Genomic DNA, 16,490 nt, shown 5'->3' on the forward strand with positions numbered 1-16,490 from the left:
TGGGGAACCCTGTCGAAAGAATACAGGGGGTAGAGCCCTTGTAAAACGAGACCACCCGCCCTCTAAAGCCATTTGTTTCAAAGTTGTAAAGATGCGTTCATCCCTCTAAAATCGACAATCTGCGCCGTTTTCCAGCCCTATAATGAAGCTAAACCAGTCACATCGGGACGGGAAAGGTCGCAGATAGCACAAGTCCTGTCAAACCGGAGGGGAATGCGAGGCACCCCCTCGAAAGGAGAAAAAAATGGATGCTTTTGAAAAGGATTTTGGACAGTTTATTGACAGCCTAAAGTACGACGAATTTGAGGGGATTCTCTTCAACCTGGTGCGGGACGCCTACATGGCCGGTTACCGCAAGGCGGGGGGAACGGTTCCCGCCAACCAACCGGTCTTTCGCATCATCGCCGACTTTCAGACCAGCAGCCCCCGCCTCTAGAACCTACATACTCCCCCGTCTGCTGGGCGGCGGGCGGGGGAGAGGGGCAAATCTTTTTCTTCCCCGCCCGCCCACCCCCGCAAAATCGTGGTATAATGGGGGCAAACGCAGCCGTTTTCGCCGTGCGGCGGTCCGCCTGCAAAGCTACTTGAAGAAAGAGGGAACCTGTCATGCTGGAAAAATTGCCCCAGACCTTCATCGACTATGTAGAGGAGAACCGCCAGGTCTTGATCGACCTGATCGCCGACCTCTGCGCCATCCCCGCCCCCTCCCACAACGAGGGGGCCCGGGCCGACTTCTGCAAGCGCTGGTTTGAAGCGCGCGGTGCCCGGGGGGTGTACATTGACGAGGCCCTCAACGTGGTCTACCCCTACGGCTGCCAGCCGGCGGGCGACGTGATGATCTTCATGGCCCACACCGACACCGTCTTCCCCGATTTGGAGCCCTTTGCCCCCCGCTGTGAGGACGGCAAGATGTACTGCCCCGGCGTGGGGGACGACACCGCCAACCTGGCCGTGCTGATGCTGCTGGCAGCCTATGTCACCCGCCAGGGGTTGCAGGCCGGCTGCGGCGTCCTCTTTGTGGCCAACTCCTGCGAAGAGGGGCTGGGCAACCTCAAGGGCTCCCGCCAACTGGCAAAGGACTACGCCGGGCGCATCCGCCAGGTGGTCTCCTTTGACGGCTACTACCTGATGCTCTGCAACGGCGCCGTGGGCTCGCAGCGCTACCGGGTCGAGATCAAGACCGAGGGCGGCCACTCCTACGGCAACTTTGGCAACCGCAACGCCATTGCCTGCCTGGCCTCGATGATCGACACCCTCTACACCGTCAAGGCCCCCACCGGCGGGCGCACCACCTACAATGTGGGGACCATCTCCGGCGGCACCTCGGTGAACACCATCGCCCAGAACGCCGAGATGCTCTACGAGTTCCGCTCCGACTGCCGGGAGGACCTGGCCTTTATGCAGAACTTCTTTGAAAAGACCGTCGAGTGCTACCGCGCCATGGGCATTGAGGTGGAGGTCGAGCTGCTGGGCGAGCGCCCCTGTACCGGCGATGTGGACCCCGCCGCCCAGCGGGAGCTGGAGAACCGCTGCCTCGATGCCATTGAGCAGTTCACCGGCAAGCGCGTCGGGATGTTGGCCTCCTCCACCGACTGCAATATCCCCCTCTCCCAGGGAATCCCCGCCGCCTGTTTCGGGGTCTGTACTGGGGGCGGCGCCCACACCCGGGGCGAGTGGATCGACCTGGAGAGCCTGCCCACCGGCATGAAGATCGCCGGATCGCTGGTGCTCTCCTACTTCCACAGCTGATTTGAAAGACAGGGAGAAGGCCGGACCCCATCGGGTCCGGCCCTCTTTTTTGCCTGTCTGCGCTCAACTGGCCCGGCTCTCTTCTCTGTCCGACTGCTGTCGGATGAGGGAGATGACCTGGTCGATGGACATCCCCGAGTCGGAGATGGTCTGATAGACAGCGCTGAGTTCTGCCTGCTGCTTTTCGCGGACGATCTGTTTGCGGGTCTCCTCCAGCTCCAGAATGGTGTTTTTGTGCCGGGTGATCTGGGCCTCGACCTTCATCAGCTCTTCGTCGAAGTTGCGCGCCTTCTTTGGACGTGCCATATTGCGCCCCCTTCCTTCGGATAGCGGTATAGTTGCATTATAGACCGCTCGCCGGTGCGATATGCATCCCTTTTTGTCGCCGCTGGAATTTGGGACCGGCCCCTAACAGGCGGTCAGTTTTTCCACTAGAAGTCCCGCCAGGGCGTCGACCCCGGCGCGGTCGGTGCCCAGGGCGTAGAGGGCCTCGGCCTGGCGGTGTGCCTCCTGGGCCTCGGCGCAGAGTCGGGCGGCCTCCCGCACCAGCTCCTTGGCCGCTTTTTTGTTGAAGGAGAGGCGGTTTCGGTAGGGGTAGAGGGCGTCCAGATCGGTGAAGCGGCGGCTGTACACGTGGCGAAAAGGGGCGGGCAGCGCCTGGGCGTAGGCGTTTTGCCGCGGCTCGCTGACAAAACAGAGATCCGCTTCGGGCAAAACCAGATGCTCTAACTTGTCGTAGGGAGAGAGGGGGGAGTAGCAGGCGTAGACGTCGTATCCGGCGGCCAGGGCGATCTTGGCCATCCGCTCCAAAAAGAGGGGGGACGCTGTCTGGTAGCCGTCCTCCAGCAAGATGACCCGGCCAAAACCCGCCGCCGTCTCACAGAGGGGCTGGGGACCGGAGGGGGCCAGGTGGGAGAGGAAGCGGTCAAACTTTCGCCCCGCTTTGTCCAGCGGGGGCAGCAGTCGCTTGGCGGTGGAGAGGGCGTACCGCTCCAGTTTGGGCAGGTCGAGACAGGGGATCACCGCGGCGCTGTTGTCCCGCAGCAGCGAGGCCGCCGCCGAGAGGAATCGGCCGGCGCGCCGCTGCAGCCGGGCGCTCTCCTCCAGCCGGGCGGTGATCTCCTCTCGGTGAGGGGCAATTGCCTCCGGATCAGTAAAGCGGTAGAGGTCGACAAACTGCTCTGCAAGGGCGGGATAGCGGGGCACCATCCCGTGGGGCGGGGTGCCGTCCACCACCCCCAGGTGCAGTCCGGGACAGAGCACAGCGTCATAGGACCCCGGGTCGGAGGCGCAGTGGATGAATTCCACCATTTCACCCCGGCCGAGCAGGGCCTCCCCCACCCGGCGCAGGAGGGTGGACTTGCCACAGCCCGGACATCCGCCCAGTATGTAGGTGGTAAAAGCCGGGTCTCCCCCGTCCAGGGCGCCGAAATAGCTGGCAAAGCCCACCGGGCTGTTGGCGGCCAAAAAGAAATCCAGCCGCTTTCCCTTGTAATCCATCATGTCAAAACCCCTTTTCTCCGGCGAGGGAAGATCGGCGGCGCGCCCTGCCCCTCTCGCCGGAAGGAGGGCAGGGGGGAAGTGCCGCCGGAGCGGCCGCTCGTTTTGCCGCAGGGAAATGGTAGGGCATTCTATTCTTCCCCCGCCTTTTTTGACACCGCTTTACCGCCGCCCTTTCCCGAAAAAATCCCTGTTTTCCGTTGCAAAGCCGGCAGATTGTGATACAATAAAAAAGAGTGTAGAGGCGACTGCCATTCCCCTTTGAAAGCGGGAGACCGCCGCTTTTGCCGCCGCCTGTCGGGCGGTTTTCACAGCTATTTTGCCGGGCGCGCCCCGGCAGTCAATTGGGAGGATTGCACGATGAAAAAATTCCTGGTGGAAATGTCTGCCCGCCACGTTCACGTGACCGAGGCCGACCTGGAAACGCTGTTTGGCAAGGGCGCCAAGCTGACCCCCAAAAAGGACCTGTCCCAGCCCGGCCAGTACGCCTGTGAGGAGCGAGTCGACGTGGTGGGCCCCAAGGGCACCCTGCCCCACGTCTCCATCCTGGGCCCCACCCGTTCGGCCACCCAGATCGAGGTCTCGGCCACCGAGGCCCGCAAGCTGGGCGTCGCCGCCCCGGTGCGGGAGTCCGGCGATGTGGCCGGCAGCGCCCCCTGCAAACTGGTGGGCCCCGCGGGCGAGGTCGAGCTGAGCGAGGGCGTCATCGTCGCCAAGCGCCATGTACATATGACCCCTGAGGACGCCGCCGCCTACGGCGTTTGCGACAAGGAGATCGTGCAGGTCAAGGTCGACACCCCTGAGCGCTCCCTCATCTTTGGCGACGTGGTGATTCGCGTCAGCGAAAAGTTTGCCACCGCCATGCACATCGACACCGACGAGGCCAACGCCGCCGGCAATCCCCGTGAGGGCGAGTTTGTCAAATAGGCGTTTTACCCGAGGAAAGAGAGCCATTCCGCCCACAGGCGCGCCTGCCCGGAACGGCTCCTTTTTTGTCCCTGTGTGTCAAAGGGATAACGAGTTGTCGACAGCACTTTCGCTGTGGAAGATCAATTTTGAGGAGGATATGCAACTGTGAGCAGATTTATTGCGGAATTTGCGTGCAACAAACCCGACGACATGATCAAATTCATCTCGGAGGACTTCTTTTTGAAAGAGGGGTTCGAGGTGGCCAATGTCAAGGGCGAAATCGTCTGGAAGAAGGGCGTCGGCATGATGACCGCGCCCCAGTTTGTCAAGCTGATCTACGGCGGCGGCAAGGTCCACATCGAGGCCTGGCTGAAATACGCCATCCTCCCCGGCGTCTACGCGGGGGAGATGGGGCTTGACGGCTTTATGGGCGCCCTGCCCAAGGCCAACCTGAAAAAGCGGGTGGACACCCTCATCGGCCTGCTCAACCAGCTCACCCCCGCCGACGCGGTGCCCCAGGGCGCTCCCGCCGCTGCCGTCCAGGGGACGGCGGTTCCTCAGGCGGGTGTTCCCCAGGGCGCGCCCCAGCAGGCAGCTGCCGCCCAGCCCGCCCCGGTGCCGGTGGCCGTTCACAACCCCACCGGCAAAGCGGTGTTGGCCCTGGTGATGGGCGTCCTCTCCATCCCCATCTCCTGGTACTTTTCGGCCCTGATAGGCATTGTCCTGGGGATCGTGGGCATCACCGCCGGCATCACCGGGATCAAGTCTACCTCCAAGGTGATGGCCATCTTTGGCCTGGTGCTGAGCATCATCGGCGCTGCTCTGGGCGCTGTGGGCTGGATTTTGAACATCGTGTTGCTGGCCGCCTAGATTTCCGCTTGACGGCCCGTCCCCCGTCAAAAAAGGGCGCTCCCGCTGTTGGAGCGCCCTTTTTCGTGGTATAATAGCCGCAGAGCGGCTATTATACCTGGGGATGACCGGGCAGATGCGCAAACGGTGTGCTCCCTTGCTTTACGGTCAGTTGCCACTGCGCGGCCACAGCGGGGATGCCGGAGCCCGCCCCAGCACCCCCGCGCGCCTGCAAACCGCAATGGCGGCTGGAAGGAGCCGCCCATTTCAAAAAACGAGGAGGGAATCCCCTTTGAAACTTGTCACCTGGAACGTCAACGGCCTGCGGGCCTGTATCACCAAGGGCTTTTTTGACTTTTTCGCGGCGGCCGACGCCGACCTGTTCTGCATCCAAGAGACCAAGATGCAGGAGGGACAGGTCCCGATAGAGACCCCGGGCTATGCCCAGTACTGGAACAGCGCCCTCAAAAAGGGCTATTCCGGCACCGCCGTCTTTGCCCGCACCGAGCCCTTGTCCTTCACCCGGGACATCGGCATCGACGCCCACGGCACCGAGGGGCGGGTCCTCACCCTGGAATACCCCCAGTTCTATCTGGTCAACGTCTACACCCCCAACTCCAAAGAGAAGCTGGCCCGCATCGACTACCGCATGCAGTTTGAGGACGATTTCCGCGCCTACCTGCACGCCCTGGACGAGAAAAAGCCGGTCATTGTCTGCGGCGATATGAACGTCGCCCACCAGGAAATCGACCTGAAAAACCCCAAGAGCAACCGGGGGAACGCCGGGTTTTCCGACCAGGAGCGGGAGAAGTTTGGCGCCCTTCTCGACAGCGGGTTCACCGATGTCTTTCGCGCCCGCAACCCCGACCTGGCCGGCGCTTACAGCTGGTGGAGCTACCGCTTCAACGCCCGCAAGAACAACGCCGGGTGGCGCATCGACTACTTTTTGGTCTCCGCGCGCATCGCCGGTGCGGTGCGGGAGTGCACCATCCACAGCGACATCTTCGGCAGCGACCACTGCCCCGTCTCGCTGGAAATCGATCTCTGAGCAGATAAAAAAGGAGGGCTGCCCCGTGGAGAAGATCGCCCTGTCCCCCGCCGCTGCGGCCATCCTCTGGCGGCTGGAGGCGGCGGGCTTTCCCGCCTATGTGGTGGGGGGCTGTGTCCGCGACAGCCTCCTTCGCCGCCCGCCCCACGACTGGGACGTGACCACCGCCGCCCGGCCCGAACAGGTGATCGCCCTCTTTGGCGACTGCCACCCCGTTCCCACCGGCATTGCCCACGGCACGATCACCCTCTTTTGGGAGGGGGAGGCCGTGGAGGTGACCACCTTTCGCGTGGACGGCCCCTCTCTTGACCACCGCCACCCCGATGCAGTCGCCTTTGCCGGCTCTGTCGAGGAGGATTTGGCCCGCCGGGACTTCACCGTCAACGCCCTGGCCTATTCCCCCCAGCGGGGGCTCTGTGACCCCTTTGGAGGCCAGGTAGACCTGCAAAATCGCCTTATCCGCTGTGTGGGCGATCCCGCCCGCCGCTTTGCGGAGGATGCCCTGCGGCTGCTGCGAGCGGTCCGCTTTGCCGCCCAGCTCGGCTTTGCCGTTCACCCTGCCACGGCCGCCGCCATGGACGCGGCGGCCGGGCTGCTGTCCGGCGTTTCGGGGGAGCGGGTGCTGGCCGAGTGGCGGCGGTTTCTCCCCTGTCCCGGGGCGGGGGGATTGCTGGCCCGGTTCGGCCCCCTCTTCTGGGCCGCCGTCCCCGCCCTTTGCCCCGCTGGGGGGAAGGGAGCCTGGCTGGCCGCCGCCGAAGCGGTCGAGGGCGCGCCGGCCGACTTTCCCCTCCGCCTGGCCCTCCTCTGCCTGGCTGGCCCGGCGGAGGGGGCCGCCGGGCGCGCCGAAGCCATGGTGGCCCGCCTGCGCCCCGACCGCCGCACCGCCGGCGAGGTGATGGCCCTGGTCGCCGCCGCCCATGCCCCCATTCCCCGGGAAAGGCCCGCTCTCTGCCGGTTTTTGGCAAGCAGGGGGCGGGAGGGGGCCCTCCGCCTGGTCGCCCTCTGGCAGGCCATCGGCCGCCTCTCGGACGGAGCGGCCGAACGGCTGGCCGACGGACTGCTCTCCCTGCTGGAACAGGGGGTCTGCCTCACCGTTCGGGAACTGGCCCTTTCCGGCGGCGATCTGCTGGCCCTGGGGGCCGCTCCTGGCCCCCAGATCGGCCGGCTGCAGCGGGCCCTGTTGGAAGGGGTCTGGTCTGGGCGCGCCGTCAACACCCGGGCGTCGCTGGAGTCCCTTGCCCGGGCGCTGCTGGGGGAGGGAGCCCCCGCTCCCTAGGCAAAAAGAGAGACGCCCCTCGAGGGGCGTCTCTCTTTTTCCTGTCCCTACTTTTTCTCTACGGCGATCCAAATTTCGCAGCAGTAGTCGGGGGAATCCACCTGGTCCGACGGGTAGGCCTCGAAATCGGTCCCCCCGCAGGGCTGATACTCGCTGGCGGGGAAGAACTCGCCGTAGATCCGGCGGTAGAGGGCTTGAAATGCGTCGGGCATGGCTCCGGTGCAGGGGAAGACCACATAGGTGTGGGCGGGAATGTCCTCCACCGTGAATTCCGCCTCGGCGATGGGAGCGCCGTTGTAGACCCCGCCGATGCCGTAGGGAAAGTCCTGATCGGCGGCGTCTGTGCCGAAACTGGCCCCCAGCAGCCGCTGGCCAAAGGGGCTGTTCTGGTCGGTGTAGCGGCAGAGGGCGGGAATGGTGCCGTCTTTGCCGCACTGCTGCCAGAATGCCGAGATCTCGGCGGCAGTGGCCTCCTCCTCCCGCGGCACCCGCTTCTTTTTGGCGATCATCTGAAAGGGCCCCTGTTTTACAATGCGATAGTCCATGGTCGTTCCTCCGTCCAAAATCAATTTTACGGAGAGGGGGGAGAAGGTCTTGAGAACGGCGCCGCCGGCCTTGGCCTGGGAGGGTGTCGCCCCGTGAAAGCGGGTGAAGGCCCGGGCAAAGCTCTCGGGGGTGTCGTAGCCGTATTTCAGGGCGATGTCCAGCACCCGCCGGCCGGTGCCGGCCAGTTCGCTCCCCGCCAGGGAGAGCCGCCGCCGGCGGATGTATTCCCCCAGGGTGAAACCGCAGAGGATGGCGAACACCCGCTGAAAGTGAAAGCTGGAGGACAGGGCCTGTTCGGCCACCTCCTCGTAGTCCACCGGCTCGGTGAGGTGCTCCTCCACGTAGTCGATGGCCCGCTGTATTCCACTGATCCAGTTCATCTTCCCACTCCCTTCCGCATGAGACCATGATACCCCCGTTTGCCGCCGGGTTCTTGACTTTCCCTGCGCCGGGGTGTCAGGCCTATCCCTTCCCCCTACTCTATCACATCCGGCCGCTAAAGGGAAAAAAGGGCCGGCGCAGATTGCGCCGGCCCGTAAATATGCCGTTTACTTTCCCATGTGGGGCACGTCCTCGCTGTTGCGGGAGAACTTGCGCTTGAACAGGGCGATGAAGCCCCGCAGCGAGAAGGGGAGCACTGGGTAGAAGTACCGGTTCCCGGTGACGGTGGGGTTGGCGTAGGCCAGCCAGAGACAGAAGACCAGCACCGGCAAAAAGCCCCAGAGCCCCCCTGCCCAGGCCCCGATCAGCAATAGCATCCGGCAGAATTTGATGGAGTACCCCAGTTCGATGCTGGGCTGGGAGAAGGTGGCGATGGCCACAAAGGCCATGTAGAAGATGACCTGGGGCACCACCACCCCCGACTGCACCGCAAAGTCCCCCAAGATCAGTCCTCCCACAATGCTCAAGGAGCTGGCCAGCGCCGTGGGGGTGTTGACCGAGGCCAGCCGCAGCCCGTCGATGGCAAACTCGATGAGCAGCAGCTGCAAGATCAGGGGGATGCCGGTGTCGTTTTGCACCTTGAGAAAGGAGAGGAGGGGCGGCAGGGCGTCCTGGTAGTGCAGCAGCACCAGCCAGAGGGGGGTCACCAGCATGGTCAGCAGGGAGGTGGCGATCCGAATCAGCTTCATGTACCACCCCACCAGGGGCGGGAAGTAGAAGTCGTCCGCCTCCTGTGAGAAGTCGGCCAGCCAGGTGGGCAGGATGATGGCGGTGGGGCAGTTGTCCACGATCAGCACCACCCGCCCCTCTACCAGCTGGGCGGCGGCCACGTCCGGCCGCTCGGTGTTGCGCACCTTTGGGAAGGGATTGATGGAGGGCTTTTTCAGCAGCAGTTCCACCAGGTTTTGCTGGTTGATGACCATGTTTTTGGGGGTGAGGGCTTCGATCTTCCCCCGCAGCTCCGCCACCAGTTTGGGGTCGGCCACCCCGTCGATATAGCCCAGGGCCACGTCGGTCTTGGAGGACTCGCCCACCGACAGCATCTCAAAGGTCAGCCGCGGGTCGCGGATGCGCCGGCGGATGAGGGCGGTGTTAAAGACCACCGTCTCGGAGAACCCGTCCCGCGAACCCCGCAGCACCTTGTCCTTCTCCGGCTCGTCGATGCCCCGGTTGGGGTAGGTGCGGGTGTCCATCACCACCGCCCCGGCAAACCCCTCGATCACCAGAACCGAAGGGCCCGACAGCACTGCCTGGGCGGCCTCCTCAGGGCGCTCGGTCACCGCGTATTCGGTGTAGGGGAGAAAGCGGCGGCAGAAGTCCTCCAGGTCTGTCAGGGCGTCCATCTGCTCCGGGGTGATGGAGAAGAAAAACTGCAAAATGCGCTGGAAGAGGTCGTCCTTCATGAACCCGTCTAAAAAGAAGACCGAGCACTGCCGGCCGCCGATCACCACCGGCTTCTCCAGCAGGTCAAAGCTCTCCTTTAGGGGGAGCAAGTGGGCAATTTCCTCACGCTTCAAAGCGATCACCTCATTTTCCCCATCAGTGTTCCCCGAACGGGGCGTTTTACCCCCCTGTCTTTGCGCCCCCTTTTTGCCCCGCACTGGCTGGGGCCGATATGCAGAGAAAAGAGAGGCCGCGCCTTCGGAGAAGATCTCTCCTTACAGGGTTTCATCCGGCATCTGTCCTGAACCCAGTCTGAACGTTTTTTCGGCGCTGTCGGGTCTCCTTTTCCCCGATAAGGCTCGCTAAGGAAAGTCAAGTGTAGATTTCAACAATCTGAATGGAATAAAATAGATACACAGAACGAAGCCGCTGAGCAACCCCAAGGTTGAAGAGACGGCCAGTCGTCGATATTTCAATGTATGGTCAGCGTAGTTTCAAAGAGCCCAGGAAAGCCGACACGGTTGCGTAGTAAATGCGGAGGAACTTGTTGGCGGAAGCTATCATATAGTCCCTGTAAGGCTTGCCATCGGATCGTTTTCTGTCCGTGAACTGATACACCGGCTCGTCTACAGGAGCACGTTTGAGTATGACAGACATGACCAGAAAAAGAGTTTTTCGCGGGGATGAAGACCCACATTTAGAAATGCTGCGACTGCGAATATCATCTGTCTAGACTGGCAAGGCGGGGCGTCAATATCCGCAAAGGCCACCAGAGCATTCTTGGAGTGAAAACGACGCACATCACCAATTTCAGCCATGAGCTGTGGGCCGAGTGCGGGCCTGCAGCCGAACATTTCTATTGCTGCGGGATACTCTGGCAGAGAATCCGCCAGGGAGTGCGTAGGTGTTCAAGGCCTTTTTTTCGCTGAAGTTGTAGCCGTGTTGCTTGCACCACTTCTAATACTTGGTGGTAAAGCCTTCTTAGAAAGGCCACAGACGCACCCACAATGCCAGAAAGTGTCTACAAAATCCACCCACTTCTTACCATCGGCGCGAAGTGGGCCGGCGAACAGGCGGTTTTGCATCGGGAAACGCAGAATCCAGCAAGGAAGTGAGAGCGTTTTTCAGCATGGTTTGAACTTTAGAATACTGTTGTACTGTCGATAGCAGTTTTTGAACATCAACCGGGTATCTTCTTCTGGAACACACCTTGGCAGTGTGAGTCAATGGTCAAAGCCGTAGTTGGCCAGCTTCACAAAATCTTTCTTGTCGGTCTTAGCCCGTTTTAAGCTGTTGTTCCCGTGGTCATGCACCGGCATTGCGTTGGCGGCGGGAACATAAAAGCCCGCATCGTGGAGCAGATATGCTGCCGGCACGTGATAATGCCCGTGGATTCCATCACCACACGGGTCTCACCGTTCAGACCTTTGAGTAGTTTTGCCAGCCCGTTTGGTTCGCTATCCGTATGCTGCACCTCAAGGAGTGAGATGGCTACCTCTCCAAAGGACGAATGGCGGCAATTATGCGCTTGCCCTTGGAGATGTCAATACCAACGCAGTTTATTTACATTCCCCCAATACAAAGAATCCACAATAGGAATCCGTCTTTTTCTCGCTGTTGATTCCGATCTATTTGGGTGACACGAACACTCCGTTTCCCCGGTAGGCTCAATCTGCTCAAATCGAACGCCGCAACAAGAGGGTGGCTGACAGTCTTATTGACGGGCACGATCGCCCAAAGCGCACTGGGTCAGACAAGCTGTTCCTCTCATTGTAGCTTAGGTCCGAGATGAAAAGGAGGTCAGACTGACTGTCCTGCTTTCCTGTCCATCTTTATTGTAATAGGCGCAGTTAGATCAGTCCGATAAACGGAAAGTTGTCACTAATGTGTATAATCTAAAAATTTAACGCTGTCGCCTAGATCTTTTGCGATCAAGTCTTTCATTTTTTTTGCGAATGGACACGGATACCCTATTGGAGTCCCTTTTTGGATACAGCTTGCAAAAGCTATGGTATCAGCACCACGCTTTACCAATTCTCTTGCTCTAAGAACAGCTTTCTTTGCCGGACAGCCTCCACAGTTGATAAAACCAATAATTTCAATATCTTCTTCGATACCCTCAAAAGCCCCTTGTTTCTCTCTAATCATACGAAAATCTGTTGTTCCCGGACAATAGTCTTCCGTTTGCTGGCAGCGTATAATTCCTACTCTCATAATCTGTCTCTCCTTTATAAATTTCGATTTGTCAAGGGTGCATTATCCGTCGAAGGCAAAGCGCTCTTTTTTATTACCGTACCATATCGCTCGGTTCGCCACAAGGGGCTTGTCGGGATTTGCCGCAAGAACGGAAATCAGAGATGGGAAACTTCTCGCCTTCCCCTGTTGACAACCGTTCCCCGCCTGCTCTACACTGAAAGGACTACCCTCCTTGCAGGCGGGTGGAAAAGAAGTGGATGAGAGATGGCAAAACCCAGCGACCGCTTTATTGTTGTTTACAAGCAGGGCTCCATGAGCCTCACCAAAATCTGGGTGGATCGGATGACGGGAGTCAACTACCTCTTTCACCAAGAGGGGTATTCCGGCGGCCTCACCCCGCTGCTGGACCATTTTGGAAAACCGGTGGTCAGCCCCCTCCCCTACCCGGAAGGGCAGTGAAGGAGCCCGCACCCCTCTAAAAACGAGGGGTGCGGACTCTTTTTTTGCGGGAGCGGCGGAAGGCTTGGCCAGCCAGCCGCTTCGGCCAGCCGCCAGCTCCCGCAGCCCAATGCCCGGCCCGCCTGTGGGGATGTGCGGCGCCCGTTTGACCAACTGCCTTGTGGGGCGCGCGGCGATGTAGTATGATGGAGCCAGAAGGCAGGCCCGCAAATGGAGATGGGCCAAGGTGGGAAAGGAGGGGAGCTGCGCGTGAAATACAGCGAGCAGATTCACCCTGAATTGAGGAAAATCGCCAGAAAGGTGCCGTATAATCGGGCGGTTATCAGGTGCGCCAACCTCTTTCAGAGGGTGTCTTATCGCCTGACCAAAACGCCGGGAGGGGTGACCGATCGGCGGGTTGTGCTGAAAGGACACAGGGGGCTTTTGTTTGGGGTGGACATCTTTGAGCCGGCAGACCAAACAGAAAAACGGCCCTGCCTGCTCTATGTGCACGGAGGGGCGTTTAGCTATCGGGCCTCCGCCTACCACAAAAAACTCGCGGCACTCTATGCGGCGGGAGCGGGTTGCAGCGTGTATTTTCCAGACTACCACCTGACGCCGAAGTACCCCTATCCGGCCGCCTACGACGATGTTTTGGCGCTGTACAGATGGGTTGTATCCCACTTAGAGGAATTGGGGATCGACGGCGAGCGGATTGGCGTGGCGGGGGACAGCGCCGGCGCGTCGATCGCCGCACTGATCTGCAACCGCTGCGAGGGGGAGGGGCTGAAGCCGCCCTGTTTGCAGATGCTGGTGTACCCCTTGACAGATGTGGAGATGCAGACGGATTCGATGAAGCGGTTTTTGGATACGCCGGTATGGAACGCCAAAAGCAACAGGCGCATGTGGTCGTATTGCTGTGGAGCATTGAAAGAGGAAGAGAGATATGCCGCCTCGCCGATGCACAGCCGGCTCCCCCGCATCATCCCCGACACCTACATCGAAACGGCGGAATACGACTGTTTGCACGATGAGGGCATTTTGTATGGGGAGAGGTTGCGGGAGGCGGGGGCAAATGTGGAGCAAAACGAGACCAGGGGGACCATCCACGGGTATGACTGCGCCATAAATACCCAAATAGCGGTTGAAAACATTGAAAAACGCATCCTGTTTTTGCAAAAGGGGTTTGGCAGCTCTCCGATCTGATCGGCCCCCGTTTGTCGGGCCGCTTTGTCCTTCCCCATTGATAGGGGCGCTTTTAAGCGGCGAAAGCCCGTTTGTTCGGCCATTTTGGCGGGGGATGCTCTGTTCCCCAGCAGCAGGAAAAAGGGGCCGCTCCGGTGAAGGAGCGGCCCCTTTTTGGCTGCGGTGGAGCGGGCGGTCAGAGGACCCCCAGGGCATTGCAGACGGTCATGCCGAGCATCACCACTAGGGTGAGGATGGTGCCGGGGGCCGACAGGTAGGCCCCCGCCTTCTGCGCCGGGGTAAGGACGGTGCAGGGATTTTCCAGGCGGAAGGTGTCCTTGTGGTTGACCACCTCGATGACAAAGAGGACAAACCCGCCCACCGCCGCCGCCAGGCAGAGAAGGGAGAGGAGCAGGACCGGCAACAGGTAGGGCAGTTTGGAGAGGAGATAGGTCATGACATAGCGGCTGCTGCCCCCGCCGGTGAGCACCGACAGATCGATGTGCCCGACCAGGATGGATTGGGCGGCGCCGATGAGGTTGATGGAGAGGTGAATCCCCAAAGCCGGCCAGATGGACTGGCTCTTGACCGCCACGAACCCGGCGGCGATCCCCATCATGATGGCGTAGAACAGCTGCTGGTAGTTCATGTGGGTCAGCCCAAAGGAGATGCCCACCACCACAATGGCAAACCAGCTGCCAAAGGGAAGGGTGTGGCAGAGCAGGGTCCCCCGGAAGATCAGCTCCTCCATCAGCGGGGCGGCCAGGGCCATGAAGAAAAAGGAGATGAGGGCGTTGGCAAAGCCGGTGTCGGTCACCAGGCTGGGGGCCGCAAGTTCCACCCCGAACAGCAGCTGGATGATGGTGAAGAGAAAGTTGAAGACATAGCTGATGCCGTAGGTGAGTCCCACCCCGATGAGGGTCCACTTGGCGACCTCCTTGCCGCTGGCCTTGGGCTTTGTGAAGTAGGTGCGCACCTTGTGGGGCTGGCCGGCGTTGCCGATGAGCAGCAGCAGGGGGGCCATCACCAGGTAGAGCGAGCCGTAGGAGATCAGGTTGGCCACGGTGGCAAAGGCGGAGGTGCTCATGCGCACCCCCAGCAGCTTCATCACCAACAGCACCCCCAGGGCCACCAGGTTGGTGCCCACCACCAGCAAGAGCAGCAGCAGACTGTTGCGGTTGGAACAGCGCCGCAGCGCCTTTTTGGCCTGCTTTGCGGGGGAGAGAGGGGGGATGCCCGGCGGGACAGGGGGCGTTTCTCCCCCGGGGACGTGGGGGGCCCCATTTACAGGGGGTGGGGGAGAGCCGGCGGCCCCTTCGGGGCGGTCAAACACCGGGGCGGAGCTCTCCGCCGCGCCGGCGGCGCCGGGCTGCACCCCCGGCTGGGGGGAGAGGGGGGGCTGTGGGGTGAAGTTGGTTTCTTCCATCAGTTTACGACCACCTTTGTTGCGGAAAATAAAGTTGTGGGAAAACGCCCTTTTGCGGGCGGTTTTGGCATTTGTCCCCTATTGTAACACCCAAATGTGAACAAGTCCAGAAGATGGGGGAGGTTTTGAAAAACGGCTCAAAAGGGGATCATACCGGGCCGCAGCGGGCCTGCGCACCCGGGTGAAAAAGGAAAAACTTTGTAAATTTTTTGGCGGTCCCCGCTATTTTTCAGAGGGGCCGGCGGGGCTGTCGGGGGAGTCGGCCCCCTCGACGTGCAGCTTTTCGCCCTGGCTCTTGCTGACGATGTCGGTCTTTAACAGGGAGGCAAAGGAGAGCGCCCCCTCCCCGTATTTGGCGCGCACCCTGTCCATGGCCGTCTCCAGCTGGCGCTGCTTCTCCCGCTGGGCCAAAGCCGCCCGGTCGGAAAAGAGGGAGAGCTGCTCCCCGCTGTCCTTCCCCCCCAGCCCGGCGGCGGTCACCGTCAACATCCGGATGGGGGCGCGCAGGTCCCAGTTTTGCCGCACCAGTTCCATCGAGACGGCAAACAGCTCCCGCGAGAGGTCGGTGCTCCGCTCCAACTGCCGCTGGCGGGAGATCACCTTGAACTGGGGCGACTTGATCTGCACCTGCACCGTCTGGCAGCGAAGGCCGTAGCGGCGCAGCCGGGCCGCCACCGTGTCGCAGAGCATCAACAGCCCGGCCCGCACGTCCTCTTCCCCCTCCAAGTTGCGGCGAAAGGTGATGCCGTTGCCCACGCTCTTGACCTCCCGCTCGGCTCCGGCAGGGCGCACCGGCTCCTCGTCCTCGCCCCGGGCGTACAGCTGTACCGCCATGCCGGCCTTTCCCAGCAGCCGCTCGATCAGGGCCTCGTCGGCCTGGGCCAGCTGGCCGATGGTGTCGATCCCCGCGCGGGCGAGCTTTTCCGCCGCCACCTTTCCCACATAGATCATCGAGCCCACCGGCAGCGGCCAGAGGATTTGCCGGTAGTTCTCCCGGGTGATGAGGGTGGTGGCGTCGGGCTTTTTGTAGTCGCTGCCCAGTTTGGCAAAAATTTTGTTGAAACTCACCCCCACCGAGATGGTCAGGTCGGTCTCCCTCTTCACCCGGCGGCGCAGCTCGTCGGCGATCTGCACCCCGCTGCCAAAGAGGGTCTGGCTGCCGGTCACGTCCAGCCACGACTCGTCGATGGAGAAGGGCTCCACCAAATCGGTGTACTGGCAGTAGATGGCGTTGACCGCCTCCGAAAATTCCCGGTACTTTTTGTGGTGGGCCGGGGCCAGCACCAGCTGTGGGCACTTTCGCCGGGCCTGCCACACCGTCTCCGCCGTCTGCACGCCATAGGCCTTGGCCAGCTCGTTTTTGGCCAAAATGACCCCGTGGCGGCTCTCCGGGTCGCCGCAGACGGCCATGGGCACCGCCCGGTAGGCCGGGTTGAGGGCGCACTCCACCGAGGCGTAAAACCCGTTGCAATCGCAGTGCAAGATCACCCGGTCGTCCATCCGGCGCGCCCCCTTCCCCCGGGCGGCTCGCCGCCCTTTTTCCA

Annotated in this window: 15 protein-coding genes and 1 pseudogene; 8 read left to right on the forward strand and 8 right to left on the reverse strand. The window is 61.5% G+C overall.

Annotated elements, in window-relative coordinates:
* The first annotated feature begins 244 nt into the window (after positions 1 to 244).
* Complete coding sequence (locus HJY11_RS07090) at positions 245 to 436, forward strand: hypothetical protein (RefSeq protein ID WP_021658439.1); 192 nt, start codon at positions 245 to 247, stop codon at positions 434 to 436.
* Between the two features lie 170 nt (positions 437 to 606).
* Positions 607 to 1,749 carry a M20/M25/M40 family metallo-hydrolase gene (locus HJY11_RS07095; RefSeq protein ID WP_243764302.1) on the forward strand — a complete coding sequence of 381 codons (1,143 nt, stop codon included), beginning with the start codon at positions 607 to 609 and terminating at the stop codon, positions 1,747 to 1,749.
* Between the two features lie 63 nt (positions 1,750 to 1,812).
* Here the strand turns inward: HJY11_RS07095 and HJY11_RS07100 are convergent, their stop codons facing one another.
* Both HJY11_RS07100 and HJY11_RS07105 read right to left on the reverse strand, forming a co-directional pair.
* Positions 1,813 to 2,055: a hypothetical protein gene (locus tag HJY11_RS07100; RefSeq protein WP_208075293.1), complete on the reverse strand. Its 243-nt coding sequence runs from the start codon at positions 2,053 to 2,055 to the stop codon at positions 1,813 to 1,815.
* A 102-nt stretch (positions 2,056 to 2,157) separates the two neighbouring features.
* On the reverse strand, positions 2,158 to 3,252 hold the full coding sequence (locus HJY11_RS07105) for a hypothetical protein (protein ID WP_208075294.1): 1,095 nt from the start codon (positions 3,250 to 3,252) through the stop codon (positions 2,158 to 2,160).
* A 357-nt stretch (positions 3,253 to 3,609) separates the two neighbouring features.
* Here HJY11_RS07105 and HJY11_RS07110 point away from each other — a divergent pair, with 357 nt between their 5' ends.
* The 4 genes from HJY11_RS07110 to HJY11_RS07125 all read left to right on the forward strand — a co-directional run bounded on the left by HJY11_RS07110 (position 3,610) and on the right by HJY11_RS07125 (position 7,331).
* A complete protein-coding gene (locus HJY11_RS07110; RefSeq protein WP_208075295.1) occupies positions 3,610 to 4,176 on the forward strand; it encodes a PduL/EutD family phosphate acyltransferase in 567 nt (188 codons plus the stop codon).
* A 147-nt stretch (positions 4,177 to 4,323) separates the two neighbouring features.
* A complete protein-coding gene (locus HJY11_RS07115; RefSeq protein WP_208075296.1) occupies positions 4,324 to 5,028 on the forward strand; it encodes a hypothetical protein in 705 nt (234 codons plus the stop codon).
* A 271-nt stretch (positions 5,029 to 5,299) separates the two neighbouring features.
* Positions 5,300 to 6,055, forward strand: coding sequence for an exodeoxyribonuclease III (locus HJY11_RS07120; RefSeq protein ID WP_208075297.1), 756 nt, complete (start codon positions 5,300 to 5,302; stop codon positions 6,053 to 6,055).
* A gap of 25 nt (positions 6,056 to 6,080) precedes the next feature.
* Positions 6,081 to 7,331: a CCA tRNA nucleotidyltransferase gene (locus HJY11_RS07125; RefSeq protein ID WP_368041553.1), complete on the forward strand. Its 1,251-nt coding sequence runs from the start codon at positions 6,081 to 6,083 to the stop codon at positions 7,329 to 7,331.
* A 47-nt stretch (positions 7,332 to 7,378) separates the two neighbouring features.
* On the opposite strand, the gene HJY11_RS07130 is transcribed toward HJY11_RS07125, so the two are convergent.
* The 4 genes and pseudogenes from HJY11_RS07130 to HJY11_RS07145 form a co-directional block, all read right to left on the reverse strand.
* Positions 7,379 to 8,257, reverse strand: coding sequence for an AraC family transcriptional regulator (locus HJY11_RS07130; RefSeq protein WP_208075298.1), 879 nt, complete (start codon positions 8,255 to 8,257; stop codon positions 7,379 to 7,381).
* Positions 8,258 to 8,425: 168 nt separating this feature from the next.
* A complete protein-coding gene (locus tag HJY11_RS07135) occupies positions 8,426 to 9,835 on the reverse strand; it encodes a spore germination protein (RefSeq protein ID WP_208075299.1) in 1,410 nt (469 codons plus the stop codon).
* A 349-nt stretch (positions 9,836 to 10,184) separates the two neighbouring features.
* A pseudogene (locus tag HJY11_RS07140) lies at positions 10,185 to 11,264 on the reverse strand (IS110 family transposase).
* A 318-nt stretch (positions 11,265 to 11,582) separates the two neighbouring features.
* Complete coding sequence (locus HJY11_RS07145) at positions 11,583 to 11,915, reverse strand: CGGC domain-containing protein (protein ID WP_208075300.1); 333 nt, start codon at positions 11,913 to 11,915, stop codon at positions 11,583 to 11,585.
* Between the two features lie 246 nt (positions 11,916 to 12,161).
* Here HJY11_RS07145 and HJY11_RS07150 point away from each other — a divergent pair, with 246 nt between their 5' ends.
* Both HJY11_RS07150 and HJY11_RS07155 read left to right on the forward strand, forming a co-directional pair.
* Entirely contained in the window at positions 12,162 to 12,356 is a 195-nt protein-coding gene (locus HJY11_RS07150) for a DUF6440 family protein (RefSeq protein WP_208075301.1), read from the forward strand.
* A gap of 432 nt (positions 12,357 to 12,788) precedes the next feature.
* Positions 12,789 to 13,541 carry an alpha/beta hydrolase gene (locus HJY11_RS07155; RefSeq protein ID WP_208075302.1) on the forward strand — a complete coding sequence of 251 codons (753 nt, stop codon included), beginning with the start codon at positions 12,789 to 12,791 and terminating at the stop codon, positions 13,539 to 13,541.
* A 175-nt stretch (positions 13,542 to 13,716) separates the two neighbouring features.
* Here the strand turns inward: HJY11_RS07155 and HJY11_RS07160 are convergent, their stop codons facing one another.
* Both HJY11_RS07160 and dinB read right to left on the reverse strand, forming a co-directional pair.
* A complete protein-coding gene (locus tag HJY11_RS07160) occupies positions 13,717 to 14,946 on the reverse strand; it encodes a CPBP family intramembrane glutamic endopeptidase (RefSeq protein WP_208075303.1) in 1,230 nt (409 codons plus the stop codon).
* A gap of 222 nt (positions 14,947 to 15,168) precedes the next feature.
* Positions 15,169 to 16,446, reverse strand: coding sequence for a DNA polymerase IV (gene dinB, locus HJY11_RS07165; RefSeq protein ID WP_208075304.1), 1,278 nt, complete (start codon positions 16,444 to 16,446; stop codon positions 15,169 to 15,171).
* Positions 16,447 to 16,490: the final 44 nt, after the last annotated feature.

Origin of the sequence: Bittarella massiliensis (ex Durand et al. 2017) (genome assembly GCF_017566145.1) — a bacterium.
GTDB lineage: Bacteria > Bacillota > Clostridia > Oscillospirales > Ruminococcaceae > Bittarella > Bittarella massiliensis_A.

Coding starts and splice junctions, on each gene's coding strand:
- HJY11_RS07090 (WP_021658439.1), top strand. CDS start 245: ATGGATGCTTTTGAAAAGGATTTTGGACAGTTTATTGACAGCCTAAAG.
- HJY11_RS07095 (WP_243764302.1), top strand. CDS start 607: ATGCTGGAAAAATTGCCCCAGACCTTCATCGACTATGTAGAGGAGAAC.
- HJY11_RS07100 (WP_208075293.1), bottom strand. CDS start 2,055: ATGGCACGTCCAAAGAAGGCGCGCAACTTCGACGAAGAGCTGATGAAG.
- HJY11_RS07105 (WP_208075294.1), bottom strand. CDS start 3,252: ATGATGGATTACAAGGGAAAGCGGCTGGATTTCTTTTTGGCCGCCAAC.
- HJY11_RS07110 (WP_208075295.1), top strand. CDS start 3,610: ATGAAAAAATTCCTGGTGGAAATGTCTGCCCGCCACGTTCACGTGACC.
- HJY11_RS07130 (WP_208075298.1), bottom strand. CDS start 8,257: ATGAACTGGATCAGTGGAATACAGCGGGCCATCGACTACGTGGAGGAG.
- HJY11_RS07145 (WP_208075300.1), bottom strand. CDS start 11,915: ATGAGAGTAGGAATTATACGCTGCCAGCAAACGGAAGACTATTGTCCG.
- HJY11_RS07150 (WP_208075301.1), top strand. CDS start 12,162: ATGGCAAAACCCAGCGACCGCTTTATTGTTGTTTACAAGCAGGGCTCC.
- HJY11_RS07160 (WP_208075303.1), bottom strand. CDS start 14,946: ATGGAAGAAACCAACTTCACCCCACAGCCCCCCCTCTCCCCCCAGCCG.
- dinB (WP_208075304.1), bottom strand. CDS start 16,446: ATGGACGACCGGGTGATCTTGCACTGCGATTGCAACGGGTTTTACGCC.